We start from the raw sequence: 20,024 nt of genomic DNA, 5'->3' as shown, positions 1-20,024 counted from the left end.
GAAGTCCCAAGAACCCGATCACGGCCTCCATCCAGCGAGGTAGCGTGGACGCAGCCAACGAAGGAGCCCGCCAGTGACAGCCCGGATCGAACGCATCACCACCTCCGACCCCGTCAGCGGAATGGAGAACAACACCTGGCTGGTCGGCGACGATTCCGAGGTGATCGTCATCGACCCGGCGCACAGCACCGACACCGTTCTGGCTGCGGTCGACGACCGTCGCGTCACCGCGATCCTGCTCACTCACGGCCACTGGGACCACGTCCGGGCCGCCGTGGGCCTTGGCCAGAAGGTCGACGTGCCGCCGCGACTGCGCGAGCCCGACGACTTCCTCTGGCGCGAGTCGCACCCCACCGCACGCTTCGCCCCGCTGAACGATGGCGACACGTTCGAGGCAGCCGGCGCCACCCTCGTCGCTCGCGCCACACCCGGCCACACGCCCGGCTCGACGTGCTTCGTCGCGGAGTCTCTGGGCGTCGTCTTCGCCGGCGACACCCTCTTCCCCGGCGGCCCCGGCGCCACGCGCTGGAAGTACTCCAACTTCGCCACCATCGTCGAGTCGATCGGAACCGCGCTGTTCGCCCTCGACGACGCCACCGTCGTCTGCCCCGGCCACGGCGACTCGACGACGATCGGCGCCGAGCGCCCACAGCTTCGGGACTGGATCGCTCGCGGTTGGTGAGCGCCCCTGTCGCCCGCTCCACCCCCACCCCATAGGATGGACTTAGTCTCGAAGCGGAGGGAAAGACACGGATGAAGGTACTGATCACCGGAGGCGCCGGGTACATCGGCAGCACCGTCGCGTCGGCGTGCGAGGACGCCGGGCATGAGGTGGTGATCCTGGACGATTTCTCCACGGGCCGCCGCGAGTTCATCGGCGATCGCACGCTGCATGAGGGCGACATCGCCGACGCCGCTCTCCTGGATCGCATCTTCAGCGAGAATGACGTCGACGCCGTCGTGCACTGCGCGGCGAAGATCGTGGTGCCGGAGTCCGTCGAGGATCCGCTGGGCTACTACGACAACAACGTCGGCAAGACCGTCGAACTGCTGAAGGCCGTCGAGCGGGGTGGCGTGAAGCGCTTCCTGTTCTCGTCGTCGGCCTCGATCTACGCGCCCGACGAGAACTTCGTGGTCACCGAGGAGTCCCCGCTGCGACCCGGCTCGCCGTACGCCACCACCAAGTTCATGGTGGAGATGATCCTCAAGGACTTCACGGTGGCCTCCGACGTGCGGGTGCTGTCGCTGCGCTACTTCAACCCCATCGGCACCGACCCCAAGCTGCGCTCCGGACAGCAGCTCGAGAAGCCGTCGCACGTGCTCGCGAAGCTGCTCGAGGCGTGGGTCAACAAGGAGACCTTCACGGTCACCGGCGTCGAATGGCCCACCCGCGACGGGTCCGGCATCCGCGACTTCATCCACGTCTGGGATCTCGCGCAGGCCCACGTCGCCGCGCTGGAGCACTTCGACGAGGCCACCGCCGATGCCGACTACCAGGTGATCAATGTCGGCACCGGCAACGGCGTGACCGTCAAGGAACTGGCGGCCTCCTTCGAGGAGATCAGCGGCGATCCGCTGAACGTGCAGTTCGGTCCGCCGCGCCCTGGCGACGTCGCCGGCGTCTACACCGTCTCGAAGAAGGCGAAGGACCTGTTGGGATGGGAGGCCCAGCTCACCGAGACAGACGCCGTCCGCGACGCCATCGCCTGGCTGCCGAAGCGCAAGGAGATGCTCGGCTACTGACCACCCGGCTCTGCGACGCACGCACGCACGCAAACTGCAAACTGCAAAGACTTGATTTTTGCAGTTTGCAGTTTTAGTCCTAATGACGACGTAGGCAGGTGCCGGAGTCGCCAACGACTCGTCCACACCGAGCTTGTGGAAGCGCACGGTGGGACAGGCGGTACCGTCGACGCCATCGTGCCCCGGTTGAGGACCGTTTCGATATCACCTACATCCCCGCAACCGCCTGACCGTTCTGTCTCAAGACAGGCCTCCGGCAGGCAGGATGTGACCGCGAGACGGTCCACCCCCTATACTCGACCCGTCTCGGGGCATTAACTCAATTGGTAGAGTGCCACCTTTGCAAGGTGGAAGTTAGGGGTTCGAGTCCCCTATGCTCCACCCAGTTGCTCTTGTCAAAAGTGCAGATCGACGCTTGTGAGGCCGTCCGAGAGGGCGGCCTCAGTCGTCTCCTGGCTCGCTGGAAAACCTGCTCTGATCAGCAGGTTTGCTGGCAGCGCGGGTGGTTCGAGTAGGTTCTCCTTGCCTCTCCGCCGGGGTGGTTCTACTAAGGTGACCAGGGTCGCTCGGGACTCATCTGGGTTGGGTGATGGTCGCGAAGGGCTCGTTGAGGTCGGTGCGGATCTGGCCGGGTTCTGGGCCGAGGAAGATCCCGGCGAAGATGGCGCGGTTGAGTTGCTTCCGCATGGTCGCTGGCGCATCGGCGTAGGTGGCGTGGACGTCTTGAAGCAGGTCGAGGGCGTCGCAGAGGCGCTGCTGGATCTCGGTGTTCTCGGACTCCAGCTTCGCCCTCTCGTGGACGAGGCTCGTCTGCTCGGTGTTGAGCCGTCGCTGGTGGGTGAGGAACAGCTCGCGGTTGATGGCGTCGGCGTAGTAGGCCTCGAGCAGTTTGACCTGATTCGCGTTGACCGTCTGGGCCTCGACGGTGATCTGCGTGAGTCGTTCGTCGTTGGCTGCCTGCTGTCGGTGGAGCTTCGCGAGCGCAATCTGTTCGATGTGTACACGCTGGCGGGGGTTCAGCTCGATCGTGCGGTAGAGGTCCTCGACCCGCTGCTCAACCTGGGCGATCGGCAGGACCTTGCGTTGCAGGCAGGTGGCCTCGCGGTGTCGGTGGCAGACGTAGTACTCGTAGACGCGGCCGGTCTTGGTGCGGGTGTGCTGCATGATCAGCCGCCTGCCACACTCGATGCAGAACACCGTGCCTTTGAGGTAGTGGTCGTGCTCACGTGAGCGCTCTCCGTTGCGGCGGGAAGTGAGGATGTCTTGCACGGTCGCCCAGGTCACCGGGTCGATCAGTGGCTTGTGGCGACCGGGATGCTCGACGCCGTTGTGGACGACCACGCCTTTGTAGTACGGATGTCGGAGCACACGGTGGAGCCCGTTGACCGTCAACGGCTGCGCTGGCGTGTTCGGGCCTGGCCTGGTCGTCAGGCCACGGGATTCGAGTTCGGCGGTCAGACGGGTGACGCTCCACTCGCCGGTGGCGTAGGCGTTGAACGCCCAGACGACATGCTCGGCGCGTTCCGGGTCGACCGTGATCGTGCGGACTTCATGGCCGTCGTCAAAGCGACGCTCGTTGAGATAGCCGAGCGGCGCCCGTCCGGGTGTTCCTCCCTGGATTGCCTTCTGTCGCATCCCCTTCATCACCTCGGTGGCGAGGTTCTGGGAGTAGAACTCCGCGATGGACGCCATGATCCCATGCAGCAGCCTCCCGCTCGGTGTCGTGCTGATCGCCTCAGTTGTAGAGACCAGGTACGCACCCGCTCCCAGGATCGTCTTCGTGATCACTGCGTCGTCGGCCCGGTTGCGGGCGAGGCGGTCGATCTTGTGCACGATCACGAAGTCCACCGGCCGGTCCTGAATGTACTCCAACATCCGCCGCAACTCGGGTCGCTCGATGGACCTGCCCGAGCGGCCACGCTCGACGAACTCCGCAACCACGAGCGCACCCATCTCCAACGCTCGCCGTCGGTTCGCCTCCCGCTGCGCTGGGATCGACAACCCCTCCGGCTCAGCACCTCGCCGGGCCTGATCGAGGGTGGAGACGCGGACATAGGACACGGCCCGAAGCGGAGACAACGGACTCTCTGTGGTGGTAGTAGTCATGCCCCAACGCTCCGGGGCCCAGACGCGCGCTATGTGCGAGGTGGCGGGGCGTCGCCGCGGCTGAACACGGGATCCAGGTAAGAGGCCACCAGTGTCATCTGCCCGTCGAGGTCTGCTTCACAGGCCTCCTCCAGTCGTTCCTTGCGACGCCATGCCGCCCATTTGGCCTGACCGACTTGCCCGTAGCCGACGACGTAGGGCGCGATGGGCTCGAGGGTGACGCCGCGGTAGCGGGCCACGGCCCGCGCGGAGCGAAGCAGTTCGTCAGTGTCGATGCCCTGCCTGGCGAGCTGGACAATGTCGACGTAGTCGCGCCACCTCGTGCTGGTGATCCCCCGCTCCAGGATGGTTACCCCCTTCTCAGCGATCGTCGTCTCGGGCGCGTAGCCGAGCAGCGCGATCGGTTCGCCCAGGACGCGGTCGATGCGCACCTGCCGCGGCGCGGGCACGATCGGATCTCCGGTGGAGACATCCCACGCAGCGGTGCCCTTCCACGGCCCGATCGACACACCGACCCGCACCCGGAATCCGGGGTAGTCGGCATGCTCGCGGATCTCCTGCACGCTGATCGAGTCGAGGTCGAACACCACCCCGTCATCGGTCTGGACGGCGGCGATGTCGTGAACGACTGCGATGAGGTGATCGGCAGTGACGTCCGCTCCGATGGCGTTCGCGTCGGCGTCCTTGGTCGGGCGCCGCACGCCGTAGCCGGCCAGCAGGATCCCGCCCTTGAGCACGAAGTCCTCGGCATGGGCAGTGCGCGTAAGCCGGTCCAGGAACGACTCCAGCGTATGCCGGATCAGATACTCCTGCGTCGGCGCACCCGTCCCAGCCTTCGCGGCGGCGGAGCGTGCCGCGGACTGGATGCGGCGGAACACCTCATCGCCCACACTCATGCCAGCGCCTCCAATGCCTGGAGGACGGGAGACTTTGCCCGAGGGAGCCGAGAGGCGATCTCCATCAGATGGGCTGGTTTCCCGCCGCGGCGCAGCCACTCCTTCAACGACTCCCGCGCCAGCTCATACCCGACCTCGCCACGCAGCCGGAACGCATCGGTGATCGCTCGCTCGGGTGAGTAGATCCCGATCGTCTGATCTGTGCCTGGAATCGGGATCTTCTCCCGGCCGATCTCGAACGTTGGCCGGTCGAACTGATGCCACGCGATCGCGCCCGTGCTCGCCGGCGTACGCGATCCGCGGGGGATCGCGACATCCAACGCGGCGGGGATCGCATCAGTCAACTCATGGTGCGCGAGCGCGGACGTCAGGCAGATCGTCGCATCCGGGCGACGGGTCGCAGCCTCGATCCAGTCCCAGTCTGCCGCCGGAGCATCCGCCGGCAGGTAGATGCCCCGCGCGATCCGCTCCAATCGCCCCTCACGTGCCGCACGGTACAGCCCGCTGCGTGATAGGCCTGACTCCTCGGCCGTCCCCGGCCTCAACGTCGCCATAACTACCCCCACCTTCGAGACGAAACGTACACACGTAAGCATATCTGATGATGTATCGTGCCAGCATCAAGGCGCACAGCGGTTGTCATCTCGCGGAGATGGCATGGGTACTCGTCTCAGTTGCTGTAGACGAACAGTTGCGCGGTCTCCAGCCGCTTCTAGTCCGTCGATGATGCGGTGGTACTTCGTCTTGATCTCTCCAGAGGCTGACTGAACTGTGGGCATTGAACGGTCTGGTGTGGCACGTCCTGGGGGATCTCGATAGATCGGCACCACCTGTGGAAATGAGTTGCGCCGATCGTGATATCAATTGTCGCGGGCGGGCATGCGTTGCCAGCCAGGCGCAACGGTCCGCACGTCCTCCCCGGGGGTCCACGCCCGGACCTGGGAACGAACGAGCGTTCCCGGATGGGACTTGCCCCAACCCATCTCTCGGTAGACGTCCTTTCCTGTGTTCTCGACCCAGATCAGCGACTTCCGCTCGGCGGTGAGCCAGCCCCGCAGGAAACCGGCATCGATCAGGAGCTCGTTCTGGCCGACGTTGACGGAGTGGCGTAAAACGGCGATGAGCCGACCGCGCGCGTCGGTCCATCCGTTGCGACCGTTCCAGCGGAGAACCCCCGGTGTGGGGCCGAAGAACTCAGGAGCGGGGGCGTCAAACGAGACCGTTTCGAGATTCCCACGTGCGTACTCGTTTTCGCCGAGCAGCTCCCATACAGCTGGTCGTGTCGAAACGCTGAGCGGATCCGTCCACTCGTGCTCCATGACACTCAGCGTCGCGCCGTGGTGGTGCCCGAACGGGTACTCGCCGACGTACCCGTTATAGCTCATGGGGAGCCGGGACATTCCCAGGCTGTTGATCAAGTCCCGTCCTTCGAGTTCGCCAAGGGCAACGGAAAGATCGTCGGTGCTCACCAGGTGGGTGTAGAGGTTGGTCCAAACCTGGTGGGTGCGCTTCGCGGCGTCGCCAATGAGATCCCAGCTGTATGAGCCCGACACGACGATGAAGGGGCGTCCGTCTCGTTTGGCAGAGGTGACGTCAATAGTGGGCAGGTCGGAGTCATCCGCCACCCATTGAGCGTCGGTCTTCCCAGTCTTCGCGTCCCAGTCGTAGGTCGGCACCCAGGGGCGAGGCGCATCGCATGCGGGTTCGAACTCGGTCACTGTGGGGTCGACCTGCCGGACAATAGAGGAATCGGGTCCAGGAATAGCGGGCGGTGGGGCTTCCCAGGAGCTTCTGGTCTTGGGTGCGTGGTCGGATAGGTGACCGATGAGCCGGTTGAGTGCGATCCACTGGTATTTCTTGCCGATCCGTTCGATCCACTTTGGCTTCCCGCGTCCGGGCCCGTACTTTCCCAGCACGTAGCCGTCGAAGTTTGAATGCAGGCGGGGTCGGTAGCCGAGTCGGATGACCTCTGCGACTACCCATCGTGCGCCGGCTGCCGCGTCGATACCCGGCCGGTCACGGAGTTCATGCGTGAGCTGGTAGGTGAAGAAGTCGTCTGTCGTGGTGGAGTGCACGAGCTTCGGGTAGTCGCGATTGTCGTAGGGGGCGATGTCCTCTTCCGTGGGCCAGGTCAGTGGCCAGGTGCTGGTGTAAGGGGGGCGGAAATGGTCAGGCGTCACCTCTGCGGGGAGCGCTTCGCGATCGAGTGCCGCTTCGAGAATGCAGCGGGCGGCGTCGCGAACGGCGGCGTTGGGGGTGAGGTCTGCGGAGGGTGCGAAGAAGGCGGCCGAGACGACCTCGGCGGCAGCGCCCCAGTCGGCGTCGCTACCGCTAGCCAGCAGCGCCGAGTAGGAGACCTGAAGCGCGCGTTCGACGACCCACTCATCGTCGACGATGCAGAATCGTTCGATCAGGGCGGCGGCCTGGTGAGGGTGACGCGCAAGCAGGCGGGCTGCGGCGATCGTGGCTGGCTCGCGAACGCGGCGATCAGTGGCGCTAGTCGTCCAGAGCAGTGCGGTGACCCACAGTCGGGTGGTTTCCGTGCCGACCAGGTCTAGCGGTTTCTCGCCTCCCCAGCGGATCAGACGGTCGACCGCTCCGCTGGTGCCGTGACTGGTGTGCAGCCACCCGGCGAGGAACTGATCTCGGGTCGACATGGTGAGTTCACTGAAGAACTCATGGAGAAAGTCGGCGTTGAGCGGGTGGCCGGGGCGAGCTGCGAGCCTGAACAGCATCGTGAGGCCTGCGTCGAAGGTCTCACGGCGGTGCAAAGCGTTGATGATGATCCTCCCCGCGTCAAGGGAGATGGAGGACACGGGTCGCCATGCCGTGCCGGCGATGACGGCAGCGTCGCGGGCGGCGGTGTCGGGGATCTCGGCGGAGAACGCGGTCAGCTCGAGCCCGAAGCGTTCGGCGACGACGACCGAGGTCGCTTCTAGGAGACCGACGTCGATAGTTGCGTCGAGTCCGATGAGCTCCCCGAGGCGACCGGACAACTGAGCACGTACGCCATCCGCGTCATTCACATGTGCGAGCGCATCGGAGACAATCAGGTGGTGGCCGATGCGCTCGAAGGTAACGGTGATGATGTCGGTGCCATAAGGGCCGCTATCCAGGATAACGTCTTCTTCGACAAGACCCTGTGCGACGAGTCCATCGAGCAGCGACTTCTCCACACCGTTATCGGACCAGATCGGGTTAAGCACGGCCTGCGCGGCGAGGCGGGTTAGCGGGGCGCCGCCCTTGTCTGCGACAGCGCCGGCCAAAGCGTGCATCGCGCGGTGAACGATCTGGTCGGACACCGATGCGTCGATGCGACTACTGACCGCCTCGTTCGCGTGGTCGAGGATCATTTTGGTGAGCTCGCCCAGCCCCATGTTGGCCTGGTCAAGCGAGAGGCGGCCATCAGATTGCAGCGCTTCGCAGACCAACCGGAGGTAGAGCGGGTTGTCGAACTCGCCGTGGATAGGCGGTGACGTCGGAGGCTCGAGACCGTAGAACGCGGCGTACTCGCTGACCGCCTCGAACTCGACACCCTCGAACCCCGTGTGCTCGAACCGGGGAATGGACATGCCGGGCGGGAGGACCTGATTGATGTAGTGGGTGCGTGCGGTCAGCAGCAGCCGAACGTGCGAGTGCCGGGTGACGATGGAGATGAGGCGATCGAGATTGTCCCGCCACACCGACCGCGGGCGGGTGTCGTTGAGCGCGTCGATGACGAGCAAGGTGGGTGCTCCCGCGGCGCGCGCGCTTTGGTCCAGCAGCGCGATGGTCTCCTCGCTGGTCAGGTCCGCTGGCATCTGGAGTACGTCGCGAAGGTGGGTGAGCGGGTCGCGGTCAATGAACCAGCGACCGTGCATCACGATGCTGGGCCGCCCTCTCTGAAGGCGCCGGGCGGCGGCATCCAGCGCAAGGTAGGTCTTGCCGATGCCGGCGGGTCCGGTCATCAACGCAACTTGAGCGCTGGCGAGCGTCCCGAGGGGGCTAATGAGGAGCTCGGTTGCGGTTTCGAGTTTGTCGCCCAAGGCGCGGAGAGCATCGACGGCTTCGGCCGGGAACTGGACCATGTACTCGCTCTGGTACTGTCTCCACCCCGCGGTGTCCCAGTTCTCGTGCGTCGCGTTCATCCGGTCGACCTCGAGGGCCTCCTGCTCCCTGGCCACAGTGGCGGCGGCCTTCAGCGTTTGGTCGAGGCGCTGGAACTCAGCGTTCGTCCGGGCGCGCTCCCATGTCTTAAGGGCCTCAATGACGGTCGTGGCGGCGCTACGAGCAGCATCCAGATCAGCCGCCGTTGCATCGTTTCCGGCGTGCTGCAGGCGTCGTGTCGCTTCCGTGAGCTCGTCGACCTGGCCGAGGACGACCTGCCACCACTCATCGTCTGAGCAGAGCGCGGCGATGCTTCGAGCGGCAGGGACGTCCACGTTCAACTCTGGGGTGTACCGAGGTCTAGCAGCCTCGGTCGCGTCCTGCAGTCGGTCGATCCACCACTGTTGGGAGAGAACGTCGGCGTCGAACCAGTACCGCCGCTGGGCGCCGGAGGCGTCCAAGCGGGTCAGGCGTGTGGCAATGTTCGTCGCCCATTCGAACTCGAAGGCGACGGTCATGCCGCGGGCGGCCGCCATCGTCTGCCAACCCTCGAGCCAACCACCAGGGTCGTTTATCTTCTCCAGTAGCGATTTCCCCTTGCCGCCCCTAGGGCCGGTCGGGTCGGCGGGGATGGCGATGATGTACTTGGTGAGATCCGGGTGGTTGGTGAGGGCTGCTTTGACGGATGCGTCGAGCTGCGACTTGTCGACGTCGGCGTGGCTGGTCCAATACTTCGCTTGCCAGCCGTGCTCGGCACCGCCGGGAAGAGTCCAGTAGCACTCAACGCCTCCATCGCCTCCGACTCCGTGAAGGGACACGAACTTCGCGTCGGCGTGCGGGGGCTCTTGCGCGACCAGCTCACAGATGAGTTGCTCGTATCCGTCACGCTGGCCTCCCGCACCAAGCAAGCGCACGCACGCGAAGTCGATATCTGGAATATTCACTCGGCTCCCTCGCTGTGTCGGACATACTGCTGAGCTCGCTCCTCAGCTGCGCCATTGTCGTCTATCAGGTCCGCGCACGGACCCGGTCGGCCCGGATCATCATGCCTCTCGAGTGAAGAAATCCGGGAGGAGAATTGGTGCGAAAAGCAACAATCACCCGCAGTCAGCCTGAGGGTTCCTGCTCGCATGCATCGAGTGCTACGGGAGATAGCCGCGGGTACCACCCAGCGATCCATCATCATTGAGGAGGAGAGCATTATCCGTCGTCGCCCATTCGTTCCGCTTCTGCGTCGTTACGGCGGGCTTCAAGCTGATAACTGTCCGCGATGCCTCGCAGGATGCGAGCCGTGCGTGGCCACCGCGTGGCGATCTTGCCAGCCATCTCCCGGTACTGCTGTTCGAGCACACGTTCCTGATCGCCGCCATCGAACACGCCACGCGACGTCACACCACGTTGATTGGTCTTGCCGATGTGCAAGCCCGTATCGATCCGTGCATTGCCAACGTTTTCGATGATCTCCCGAACGGCTTCGGCTGGCCAAACCCCGTCTGACCCAACAGGGCTCGAGGCAAGTACCTGACCGATCTGCTCGTCGCCGATCGATGCTCGCCCACTATCCGCGAGGGCAAGGCGGGCGGCGCGTATCCATTCCGTGAGGTGGTCGGTGTCGATACTGCCGTCGGCCGCGAGTCCGGGGAGCGTGCGCCATTTGCGGAGCACTGAGAAGGATAGGTGTGCGAAGGCCTTCTCCTGTGGTGTGGGCGTTCGCTTGGGCTCCCCTTCCGCTCGGAAGATGGCGCTCACCATGTTGACGAAATCAGTGGGATCCTTGCTCAGCGCCCGATAGAGGGCGCCCGAAGGCTCATGGTCGTGGACAAGCTCAAAGAACATGAACTCGTAGCCTGGGAGCTCGTTGTCGTCGGGCACCCGTTGTTCCATGTATTCCAGAAGTTTGCCGACGTAGTAGCCGCTCATCGTGGCGTCCTGGGGAGGCTCCGTTCCTCGACGTAGTGCGTCGAACACCTCTTTGACGAGACTGATCTCCGGTTCCTGATGCTCGTGCAGCATGATGCTCAGAAGTGCCATCGCCTCCCAGGGGCGACCATGTTGAACGAACCGCCGAACGCCCTCCGCCCGATCTTCAGAGGCCGCAGCGAAGGGCTGAGCTCGTTTCCAATAGGCCTCTTCGAGTTCTTCGCCCAGCGAGGACACCTCAGTCCAGTACTGGCGGGAGAGGGGCACTGCCGCCATCAGAATCTCTCGAGCTTCGGCCTCCTGAAGCGCCGGGCTTGCGAAGGCTTCTTTCAGCCACTCCATTCCGCCTTCGCGGATCTTCACGCTCGCGTAGTTCAACGCTGCTTGATTCAAGTTGGGCTCCGATGAACTTAGCCACCCGAGAATCTCTTGATCTGGCGCGTTGGCCGTGCCTGCGAGTAGCCGTCCCACGACATGGGGTGTCTTGACATCGATGATGAGCGAGCGCAGTGCGTCTGAGCCGAGCACAAGTACGTGGTCGAGCGCCTCGCGTCGAAGTCGCGCGAGTTCGATGTCGTATCCTTCGTCGCCCAGCTTGAGATTGGGTACGTGAGCCTGCCAGTCGAAGAGACTGGAGAACCGTCGCCCGTCTTGGGTGGGCGTGAGGGCGTCGGCAAGCTCTCGGAACGTGACCACGTCCTCGGCGGGCATAGCCCACTCGGCGTCGGAGTATTCCTCGTGCCGATCTGCCTCGCTGCTCAGCGTTTCCCAAACCGCATACACGTCTTCGGGCGACCAGTCTTGAGCGCCGATGACCTCGCGGAGCTTGGCTAGGACTGTGACCCGCTCCTGGGGTGGTAGTTGATCGATCTGCGGAACAAGCTCTTTCCAGCGTGCTGCGTCGGTCCCAGCAGCGGTGGTGACGAGGAACACGAGCTCATGAACGAAATGCCCCCAGTCCGCATAGGTGACCGATTGCCGGATGGGTGACCAGTCGCGATACGTCGGAGCGTGCGGCTGGAAAGCAACTGCGCGATGTTCAGGCCAGACGCCGAGGGCAAGCTTCCAGCCGACATCGGGTTCGCGCTGCATGAGGCGCGCGATGACGGCGAGTTTGTCGTCGGCGCTCGCGCCGCTCTGAGGCAACCAGCCCGCGGCGACATTCTGCAGGCTCTCGATCGGACGATTGCTTAGCCGACCACCGGGATCCAGTGCGGACAGCCTTCCAAGAAGCGCTGCCGCCCGACCGAAATAGGTCGGCGACCAGCACAGCGTCTCGAGTGCCCACAGCAAGTTGGGGTGTGGTGACGATGGTCCGAAAAGAGTGTCCGCGCCGCTGTCTTGGAACATCGTGCGAAGAATCGGGTCGGCGCGGTCCAAGTCGAGTTCAACCGCATCCTGAAATACCTCCGGGGCGGCTTCCGCCAAGCTGGGCAGGAAACTGGCCAGTCGAGCCCAGGTCGTTCCTGTGTCGTCGGCGTTTGCAGCTTGAAGTAGATCGTGAACGAGCCGGCTGACCCGCCCCTGCATGGCTAGGTCAGCGGGAAGCTCGACGTCGCTCGCGGCGGCGAGCGCTAGTCCGTCCGCCACGCCTTTCCTGAGCGTCTCCGAATGGGGCGGGTTGGTGCCCTGGGCGCTCGCGGTCAGACGAGCGACGGCATCCATGCCCTGGTAGGGGTCCGGTGTCAACAGGACATCTGTGACAACCTCGGCCCACCTCGATAGTTCACCATCAGTAAGCGTCGGTAGGAGGAGAAGAGCAGCCTCCGCCGGCGAGGTGACACGCCAGGTGCCGCCCGAACGAACGAACGGTGCATCCGCACGGCCGGCGAGGCTTTTCAGAAGGCGATCGAGATCGTCGCGTGATCGTCCGGTCAGCCTTTCGATCACTGCGAGGTCGCCTTCAGCGTTCGTCCACGAACCAACCAGAACGAGTGGTGCGAGGACAGCGGCTTGATCGGTACTGGTGACCCACTCTGGGGCTCGGAAGCGTGGCTCGCGTGCGATCGAACGAACGAGCGCGGGCACACTGCGACGCGCGAGGGCCACCATCGCCTCGGCCTTGTTCGAGTCGGACACGACGGCCTTAAGCGCCTCGCGAGCGGTTGCGCGGTCGACCTTGCGGAGCTCAATCTTCTTCGCGTTTCGAATGATGTCGCCAGGCTCGGCGATCAAGATCACCCGATGTCCGTTGTCGACCGCGGCCGCGAGGTCGAGCGCATCGGAAAACAACGGAACGAGAATCAGAGGAGACCGTGATTCGGTCAGCCGCTGCCAGGCGGCGCTGTCGGTGACAACAATGGCCCGGTACAGAAGGTCGTTCTGCGCAGCCAAGGCGGCGAACGTGAAGGCAAGGGCCTCATCGCGCCACGGCGCTTGAATGGCCAAGATCGCATGGCTGGATCCTGCAGCAGTAAGGGTTGCACGCAACTCGTCGGCCTCAGCAGTGCGTCCAGCCGCGAAGAAGTCGGCCGGGAGCGCCACCGTCGTGCGACCCTGAAAAGCCTTCCACCACCGTTCGATGGTCTGTGCGTCTCGCGGTCGGTAGCCTAATCGCTCCGAAATCCAACGATGTACGGACGGCGATTCTTGGAGCCAACTCTCTAGAGTGTGCGCATCGATGGCCTTCACGCCAGCGAACTTCTTCTCGGCGGCGCGATCGGAAGCCCACGCGCTACCGCCACCCCAGTTCCTTGGCGTGGCGAAGACAAAGACTGAACTCGCGTCAGCGGGGAGCGCGAGCACCCGCTTGTCGTAGTCGCTCTGAGCCTTTCCTTTCGGGTTGGCGTCCGCGCCGAACTCGAAGCGCAGCTCGCCGACCGGAAGGTATGCACTACCTGCAGACGTGGCGGTGCCGTCCCAACCAGAGGCAGCCACACCTTCGTGGGCACGGACTTGCAGATTGCTGATCCCGGGAGTCACCGCGAGAAGACGACGCATCAACTCGGGAAAGGCGGTCTTCGCATCATCGCGGGACGCCCAGGCGTTCAGTTCGTTCGCCGTGATGAGCTCAGGCCCGTCCGTGCGGAGCGCGGGTGCGACCGACGAAGCGCTTGAGCCACGTTCCTTCTGAAGACGCAGCACCTCTTCTCTGGCAAAGCGATGCTGCTTCGAGCCAGGCACACGAGCCGATACGAGGGTGCCGGCCGTGACCCAGTTCCTGATCGTGTTCTCGTGTACCCCAAGGAGCTTCGCGGTTTCGCGAACGTTTAGGAACGGCTCGAGCTCTTCTGCACTGTTCATACCACTAGCGTAGCAGATTGTGGACTTTGTGGCCTTGTGTACTCAGTGTGCGGTCAGCGAGCGCAGGAAACTGAGGATTCGGGCCGAGCCGCGTACCTGGGCATCAGGTGGTCGAGTTTCGTGTCTTCTGCCACACCGTCATCCGGCTCACACCAAATCGCTCCGCGATCACCATGACGCTCTCGCCGCCCGCCCTGGCAGTTCTAATAGCTTCTACTTGCTTCTCCCCGAGAGGGGTTCTACTACGTCTACTAGGGTTCTCGACGACATCGAAACCCTCGTCAAACGTGAGTGGCGGCGACACCTGGAGGGTTGCAGATCCCCGTATCCACGCGGAATCACGGCGTTCCAGCCTGCGCATGTGGTTCCAGTTGGGTACCCTAGAGACCACAGCCAAACGCCCTTGTGAACCGCGTTTCGCGAGGGTGTTTCTCGTTCTTCGTCCTGGACGCAACCTCAACCGGGGCGCGTCGCATTCAGTGCGTATAGAAGTCGCTCAAGATCGGGCCGAGGACGGCCGGATCGGGGACATGCCCAGCAAGCTCGATGGTTGCTCGGCGTGCGTTCGGGAGGCTGACAGCAGCAGCGTCGGCGGCGGCACCGAAGAAGTCCGCGGGCAGCCCGGCCATGTGCGGGTCGATAGTCACCCCCGTCGTGAGGAGGACCGGCTGTGCCACCGTGGCGAGCCGGCCAGCGGGCGGCGGGCCGTCGCCGAGGCAGGCGGCGTCGTACCGCAGCGTCGGAGCCACAGCTCGCAGCGCATCCCACACGGGGTCGGTTCCCGCAGCCGGGATCTGCTCGACGGGAGCACCGGCGAGCCGCATGAACAGACGCAGCGCCTCGTCTCGGTCGTCCGCGTCGAGAGCGGCATCGAGATCCGTCTTGTAGCCACGCCAGGCGGCGAGCATCTCGTCGCCGAGCAGGTACGGCACCTCGTGGACGGCGATCCGGTCCACGGGCAGGCCCGCCGCCGCTGCCTCCAGGGCGAGTGCGCCGCCGGAGGATGCGCCGAACAGGTGGGCCCGCCCGCCGACGGCGTCGACGACCGCCGCGAGATCCTCCACTTCGCGCTGCACCGCGTATGGCTGGGTGTCGCCGCTATCGCCGCGCCCGCGCCGTCGGTAGGTGACGACGGTGAATTGCTCCGCGAGGTGTCGCCCCAATGGAACGTTCTCGGCACCGTCGTCCAGCCCACCGCTGACCAGGATCACGGCGGGACCGTTGCTGCTCAGTCGGTCGTAGCCGATGGTCGTGCCGTCGACCGATGTCACATGAGGCATGTCCGTCTCCTTCGCTCGGTGTTCTCGCGGGATGCTGCCGCTGTCTTCAGACATTGTCTGGTCGCGGCGAGGTCACGCGGTACCGCAGTTGCACGTTCGGAGAATCCTCGAAGCGGCGGCACTCGACCAGGTCGAGGTCGGCCGGGACGCCGAACAGGCGCACACCGTCGCCGAGCACGGTCGGGCTGACCATCAGATGCAGCTCATCAACCAGCCCCTCGGACAGGAGGCCGTTCCAGGTTCGACGGCTGCCGAAGACGACGATGTCGCCGTCGCCATTCTGCTTCGCGTCAGCGATCCATCCGGCCGCCTCGTCGCGCGGGATCACGGTGGTGGTCTGCGCCCACGCGTTGTCGGTGGCCACCGGGCCGCGGTCGCTGACGACGACCTTCGGGATCGCGTTATAGCGGCGGCTGATCGCGCGGTTCACCTCGTTGAACGCGCGAGCCTCGGGGGCATCAGCGTCGGCCGGTTCAGGAGCGTCGACGATGAACGGCCAGTAGGAGCTGAACCCGTCGAACGAGTCCCGGCCCAGCAGCACCATGTCAGCAGCGTTGATGCTGTCGAGGTTGGCCTGGTCGAAGGCGGCATCCATGTTCAGCACGAGCGGGTTACCGGTGGCGTCGGCGTAATAGCCGTCGAGAGAGACGATGTTGTTGACGATGATCCTGCGCATGATGCGCTCCTTCCGTATGTATCCGTCATCTATTGGGATACGCGCGGGGGCGGAGATTCATCGGTCGGACGGAAGGTTCTCCGCCCAGGCCGCACACATCGGGCCGATGAAGGTCGCCAGCCAGTCGATCCTTCCCTCGCGAAGGTGCAGGATCATCAGCGCGCCGGGCCGCCATTCGCCCTCCCACAGCTGTTCCCCGAACACCGCCGGATACCCATTGACCAGCCCGACCTCACACGCCCGCCACGGGGTGGCGAACACGCTGTTGCGCAGGAACGCGGCGACGTCGGCACGCCCGTCGAACCAGGCGGGAAGCGGCGGCATCGTGAACCGAGCGTCCTCGGCCAGCAGCGCGACCACGCGTTCCACGTCTCCGGCCGTGAACGCCTCGACGAACGTCCGCACGGCGGCGCGGTCGAGGTCGGGGGCGCTGGCGTCGTCGGGCTGCGGCATCCGCTGCGCGAGGGTGGCGCGTGCTCGCTGGAGCGCGCTGTTGACCGATGCCCGCGTCGTGTCGAGGATGTTCGCGGTCTCGTCGGCCGTGTATCCCAGCGCCTCCCGCAGCACGAGCACCGCACGTTGTGTGGCAGGAAGGTGCTGCAAAGCGGCGATCCATGCCAACTCGATGTGCTCGCGTCGCTCCGTTGCCTCCGCCGGATCGCCGGTTGCCGGGAACGGCTCGACCCAGCGGACATCCTCGCGGAGCATACCCAACTCCGCCGCGGGATGGGCCGCGGTAGCGGTATCCCAGGACAGCAGTCGGGGTCCGCGTCGCTCGACCAGCCGGAGCGCCGCATTCGTGGTCACGCGGTACAGCCACGCCCGCAACGCCGCCCGCTCCCTCAGACCTGAGAGCCCGCGCCACGCCGCGAGCATGCCCTCCTGCAGCACGTCTTCGGCATCCGACGACGCACCGGTCAGCCGATACGCATGCACCAGCAGTTCTCGACGGTAGGGCGCCACGATGCGAGCGAACTCATCCGCGTCAACCGCGGGAACCGCATCCGCATCTCGCCGGATGGTTGGTGCCATGCGTCATCGTATCGTTCGGCCTCCGTACAGCCTGGTCAGAAGCGCTATGACACCATTCGCAGCGAAGGGACCGAACTGACAATCAAGCCGATACTAAAGTCAGAACCACCGTCCCCGACCTGGTCCGACGATCGCGTTGTCGGATTCCGGGCGGGCCGATCGTCGTCTTTGTGAAACCGTTCGAAAGGAGAACGATCATGAAGTACGCACTGTTCATTTGCGCCGATCCGACCGGCGAGCCCACCGACGAGGATCCCGAGGTGTGGGTGGAGACCTGGAATGGCCGCGGTGTGCGCATCGAAGGCATGCCGTTGAAGGATCCCTCGGAAGGCAAGACGATCCGCGCTCGCGGCGAGGAGGTGCTGGTGACGGATGGTCCGTTCGCGGAACTGACCGAGTACATCGCCGGCTACGACCTGATCGAGGTGTCCGATCTGGACGAGGCAATCGAGGTGGCGCGCTCGCACCCGATGGCGACCGCGGGATGCATCGAGGTACGTCCCGTCGGCTCGATCGACCTGGGCCCGGGTACCGAGAACGTCCCGCACGACGGCGACATGCCGGCGTCGCGGTTCCTCGCGTTGTTCCGGGAAGACCCCGACGCCCCTCCGTACACCGCGGACCCGGCGGACGTCGCCGCCTGGGTGCTCGACGGCAAGGCGTCCGGCCGATACCTGGGTGGGGAGCACCTGGCCACGGTCGACGCGGCCACGACGGTCCGCGTGCGCGACGGCGAGCTGCGGCTCTCTCCCAGCGGTTATGCCGACGTGCCGCAGTGGGTCTCCGGGTTCGTCTTCGTCGACGGCGGTTGGGATGAGGTCACCGAGTATCTGTCCCGGTCGCCGATGTCCCGTGCGGGGATGGCCGAGCTGCGCGAGTTCTGGGAGTTCTGACGGTGTCCCGACCGGCAGAGGTACGCGCGGCGCTCGCGGAGGCGTACCGCGGCGAGTGGGCGGTGGTGTTCGGCACGCTCGTGCGCCTGACGGGCGACTGGCAGCTCGCCGAAGACTGCGCCCAGGACGCGTTCGCGCGTGCCCTGCCGGCTTGGGAACGTGACGGCATTCCGGACAAGCCCGGTGCCTGGCTGGTCACGACGGCCAGACGCCGGGCGGTCGACGTGCTGCGCAGGCGCGGCACGGAGCGGGACAAGCTCGCTGAAGCAGCCGCCGTCGAAGCCACCCGTGAACCTCCACCGCCCGGCGACGAGCGACTACCGCTGATCTTCACCTGCTGTCACCCTGCGCTGCCGCTGGAGTCACGCGTGGCGCTCACGCTGCGGACCGTCGCGGGACTGACCACGCGGGAGATCGCGCGGGCGTTCCTCGTGGGAGAGAACACGGTCTCGCAGCGCATCCTGCGCGCCAAACGCAAGATCGCCGAAGCCGGCATCCCCTACCGCGTTCCCCCGGCGGGGGCGCGGCAGGATCGGCTGCCCGGGGTGCTCGCCGTGATCTACCTCGTCTTCACCGAGGGGTACGCCCCCAGCGACGGCAGCGTCGTCCGCGACTCGTTGGCGGAGGAGGCGATATATCTCGCCGGACTGGTCGCAAGGGAGCTGCCCGACGAGCCCGAGGCCCAGGGCCTGCTGGCACTGCTGCTGCTCCAGCACTCACGCCGCGCAACACGCGTCGATGCGGCTGGAGGCCTCGTGCCGATGGAGGATCAGGATCGCTCCCGGTGGGATCACGCCATGATCACCCAAGGCGTCGCCTTGGCAAAAGAGGCCGCGCAGTATGGCGGCCCTTACGGCATTCAAGCGGCGATCGCAGCCCAGCACGCCACCGCCGTAAGTAGTGAGGCGATCGACTGGGCCGAGATCGTGCACTTGTACGATCAGTTGCTCGCCCTCCGCGCAAACCCCGTCGTCGCCCTGAGCAGAGCGGTCGCCATCGGCATGCGCGACGGACCGGAAGCCACGCTCACTGCCCTGGACCACCTCGGCAGCCCGAAACAGCTGACCGGGAACCACCTGCTCCCCGCCGTTCGGGCTGACGCGCTCCGCCGTCTCCGTCGAACCCATGACGCAGTGGAGAACTACCGGCTCGCGCGCGAACTGTCACCCAACTCCGCGATAGCCGCCGAGTACACACGACGCATCGCGGAGATGGGAGCGGAACCCTAGAGCCTGTCACGGCTGCGGGTACCGATCCACATCAAAGCATCCGGTGCGCTGTCGAGCACGGTGATGTGCCCCGCGCCCGAGATCGTGCGAAGCGTCGCCGTCGGGCAGTGCGCCGCGAGCCAGCGGCCGTGCGCGACCGGCACCATCTTGTCGCTCTCACCGTGCATGATCAGGACCGGGACGCCGAAGTCCTCCGGCCGGAAGCCCCACGGCTGGACGGCGGCGAGGGTGTCTTCCACCAACCCCTCGTCGCCCTGTTCGATGGCCTGGCCGGTGACATCGCCCAGCCACGACCAGTCGCCGCCAAGAGCGGCGATGTCCCTCTCGGTGAAGAACGCGCTCGTCTCCTCGGGCGCCGTGTTGGCCCAGTGTGCTTGCAGGGAGGCACGCCCCGCCGTCGCGGCACGGTTCTCGGCCGCGAGCCCAGGCGACCAGTCCGCGAACCAGTCCAGCCCGTCGGCGGTCAGCGGCGCAGGAGCGGAGACGCTCACCGCCGCGATCACCCGTTCCGTCAGCAGCGCAGCGCATGCCAGAGCGTGCGGGCCGCCGCCGGAATGGCCGAACACGGCGAAGCGCTCAATGCCGAGGGCGTCCGCAATCGCCGCGACGTGGGACGCCGCGGAGGCTACCGTCCGGCCGTCGTGCGGGCTCGAACCGCCATAGCCCGGCCGGTCGTACGAGATCCAGCGCAGACCGTTTGCTTCAGCAGCCGCGAACAACGGCTCCGGCGGCCTACCGAGGTTGGGCGATCCATGAAGCCAGAACACCGGCACGGGCGATGCAGAGGCCTCGCCTGCGGCGGCAGCTCGACCCAGACCGGTGTCATACGCATGCAGCGTCCGGCCATCGTCAAGGCGGACATCGAGTTCGGCGATCTGCCGAAGGGCGGGCGGGCACATGATCCTGCCTTTCCAGTTGGA

General features: G+C 65.4%; 14 protein-coding genes and 1 tRNA gene. 5 read left to right on the top strand and 10 right to left on the bottom strand.

The window, feature by feature from the left end; all coding sequences use genetic code 11:
- The first annotated feature begins 73 nt into the window (after positions 1 to 73).
- The 3 genes from P0D62_RS03925 (at position 74) to P0D62_RS03915 (ending at position 2,124) form a co-directional block, all read left to right on the top strand.
- A complete protein-coding gene (locus P0D62_RS03925; RefSeq protein ID WP_275701319.1) occupies positions 74 to 682 on the top strand; it encodes an MBL fold metallo-hydrolase in 609 nt (202 codons plus the stop codon).
- A gap of 71 nt (positions 683 to 753) precedes the next feature.
- Positions 754 to 1,743, top strand: a complete 990-nt coding sequence (galE, locus tag P0D62_RS03920; protein WP_275701318.1) for a UDP-glucose 4-epimerase GalE — start codon at positions 754 to 756, stop codon at positions 1,741 to 1,743.
- A 308-nt stretch (positions 1,744 to 2,051) separates the two neighbouring features.
- Positions 2,052 to 2,124, top strand: a tRNA-Ala gene (locus P0D62_RS03915).
- 192 nt (positions 2,125 to 2,316) lie between these two features.
- On the opposite strand, the gene P0D62_RS03910 is transcribed toward P0D62_RS03915, so the two are convergent.
- The 9 genes from P0D62_RS03910 to P0D62_RS03875 form a co-directional block, all read right to left on the bottom strand.
- Positions 2,317 to 3,849, bottom strand: coding sequence for a recombinase family protein (locus P0D62_RS03910; RefSeq protein WP_275701317.1), 1,533 nt, complete (start codon positions 3,847 to 3,849; stop codon positions 2,317 to 2,319).
- A 29-nt stretch (positions 3,850 to 3,878) separates the two neighbouring features.
- On the bottom strand, positions 3,879 to 4,745 hold the full coding sequence (locus P0D62_RS03905; protein ID WP_275701316.1) for a nucleotidyl transferase AbiEii/AbiGii toxin family protein: 867 nt from the start codon (positions 4,743 to 4,745) through the stop codon (positions 3,879 to 3,881).
- Positions 4,742 to 5,299 (bottom strand): type IV toxin-antitoxin system AbiEi family antitoxin domain-containing protein, encoded by a 558-nt coding sequence (locus P0D62_RS03900; protein WP_275701315.1) that lies wholly within the window; start codon positions 5,297 to 5,299, stop codon positions 4,742 to 4,744. Before P0D62_RS03900 ends, P0D62_RS03905 begins: the two co-directional genes overlap by 4 nt.
- A gap of 306 nt (positions 5,300 to 5,605) precedes the next feature.
- Positions 5,606 to 9,775 (bottom strand): NACHT domain-containing protein, encoded by a 4,170-nt coding sequence (locus P0D62_RS03895; RefSeq protein ID WP_275701314.1) that lies wholly within the window; start codon positions 9,773 to 9,775, stop codon positions 5,606 to 5,608.
- Positions 9,776 to 10,031: 256 nt separating this feature from the next.
- Positions 10,032 to 13,994 (bottom strand): helix-turn-helix domain-containing protein, encoded by a 3,963-nt coding sequence (locus P0D62_RS03890; RefSeq protein ID WP_275701313.1) that lies wholly within the window; start codon positions 13,992 to 13,994, stop codon positions 10,032 to 10,034.
- A 103-nt stretch (positions 13,995 to 14,097) separates the two neighbouring features.
- The gene (locus tag P0D62_RS19150; RefSeq protein WP_406708214.1) at positions 14,098 to 14,355 is read right to left on the bottom strand and encodes a helix-turn-helix domain-containing protein; all 258 of its coding nucleotides are present in this window, start codon (positions 14,353 to 14,355) and stop codon (positions 14,098 to 14,100) included.
- Positions 14,356 to 14,470: 115 nt separating this feature from the next.
- Complete coding sequence (locus P0D62_RS03885) at positions 14,471 to 15,274, bottom strand: alpha/beta fold hydrolase (RefSeq protein ID WP_275701312.1); 804 nt, start codon at positions 15,272 to 15,274, stop codon at positions 14,471 to 14,473.
- Between the two features lie 46 nt (positions 15,275 to 15,320).
- On the bottom strand, positions 15,321 to 15,950 hold the full coding sequence (locus P0D62_RS03880) for a dihydrofolate reductase family protein (RefSeq protein ID WP_275701311.1): 630 nt from the start codon (positions 15,948 to 15,950) through the stop codon (positions 15,321 to 15,323).
- 57 nt (positions 15,951 to 16,007) lie between these two features.
- Positions 16,008 to 16,982 carry an RNA polymerase subunit sigma-70 gene (locus tag P0D62_RS03875; protein ID WP_275701310.1) on the bottom strand — a complete coding sequence of 325 codons (975 nt, stop codon included), beginning with the start codon at positions 16,980 to 16,982 and terminating at the stop codon, positions 16,008 to 16,010.
- Positions 16,983 to 17,179: 197 nt separating this feature from the next.
- Here P0D62_RS03875 and P0D62_RS03870 point away from each other — a divergent pair, with 197 nt between their 5' ends.
- Both P0D62_RS03870 and P0D62_RS03865 read left to right on the top strand, forming a co-directional pair.
- Positions 17,180 to 17,875, top strand: a complete 696-nt coding sequence (locus P0D62_RS03870; protein ID WP_275701309.1) for a YciI family protein — start codon at positions 17,180 to 17,182, stop codon at positions 17,873 to 17,875.
- A gap of 2 nt (positions 17,876 to 17,877) precedes the next feature.
- Complete coding sequence (locus P0D62_RS03865) at positions 17,878 to 19,104, top strand: RNA polymerase sigma factor (RefSeq protein ID WP_275701308.1); 1,227 nt, start codon at positions 17,878 to 17,880, stop codon at positions 19,102 to 19,104.
- Here P0D62_RS03865 and P0D62_RS03860 read toward each other — a convergent pair.
- Positions 19,101 to 20,003, bottom strand: a complete 903-nt coding sequence (locus P0D62_RS03860) for an alpha/beta fold hydrolase (protein WP_275701307.1) — start codon at positions 20,001 to 20,003, stop codon at positions 19,101 to 19,103. The two genes, P0D62_RS03865 and P0D62_RS03860, sit on opposite strands and share 4 nt — an antisense overlap.
- Between the last annotated feature and the right edge of the window lie 21 nt (positions 20,004 to 20,024).

Origin of the sequence: Tessaracoccus caeni (assembly GCF_029211185.1) — a bacterium.
Taxonomy (GTDB): domain Bacteria; phylum Actinomycetota; class Actinomycetes; order Propionibacteriales; family Propionibacteriaceae; genus Arachnia; species Arachnia caeni.
Note: the sequence above shows the minus strand (reverse complement) of the source record. Positions and strands in the feature narration are given on the sequence as shown.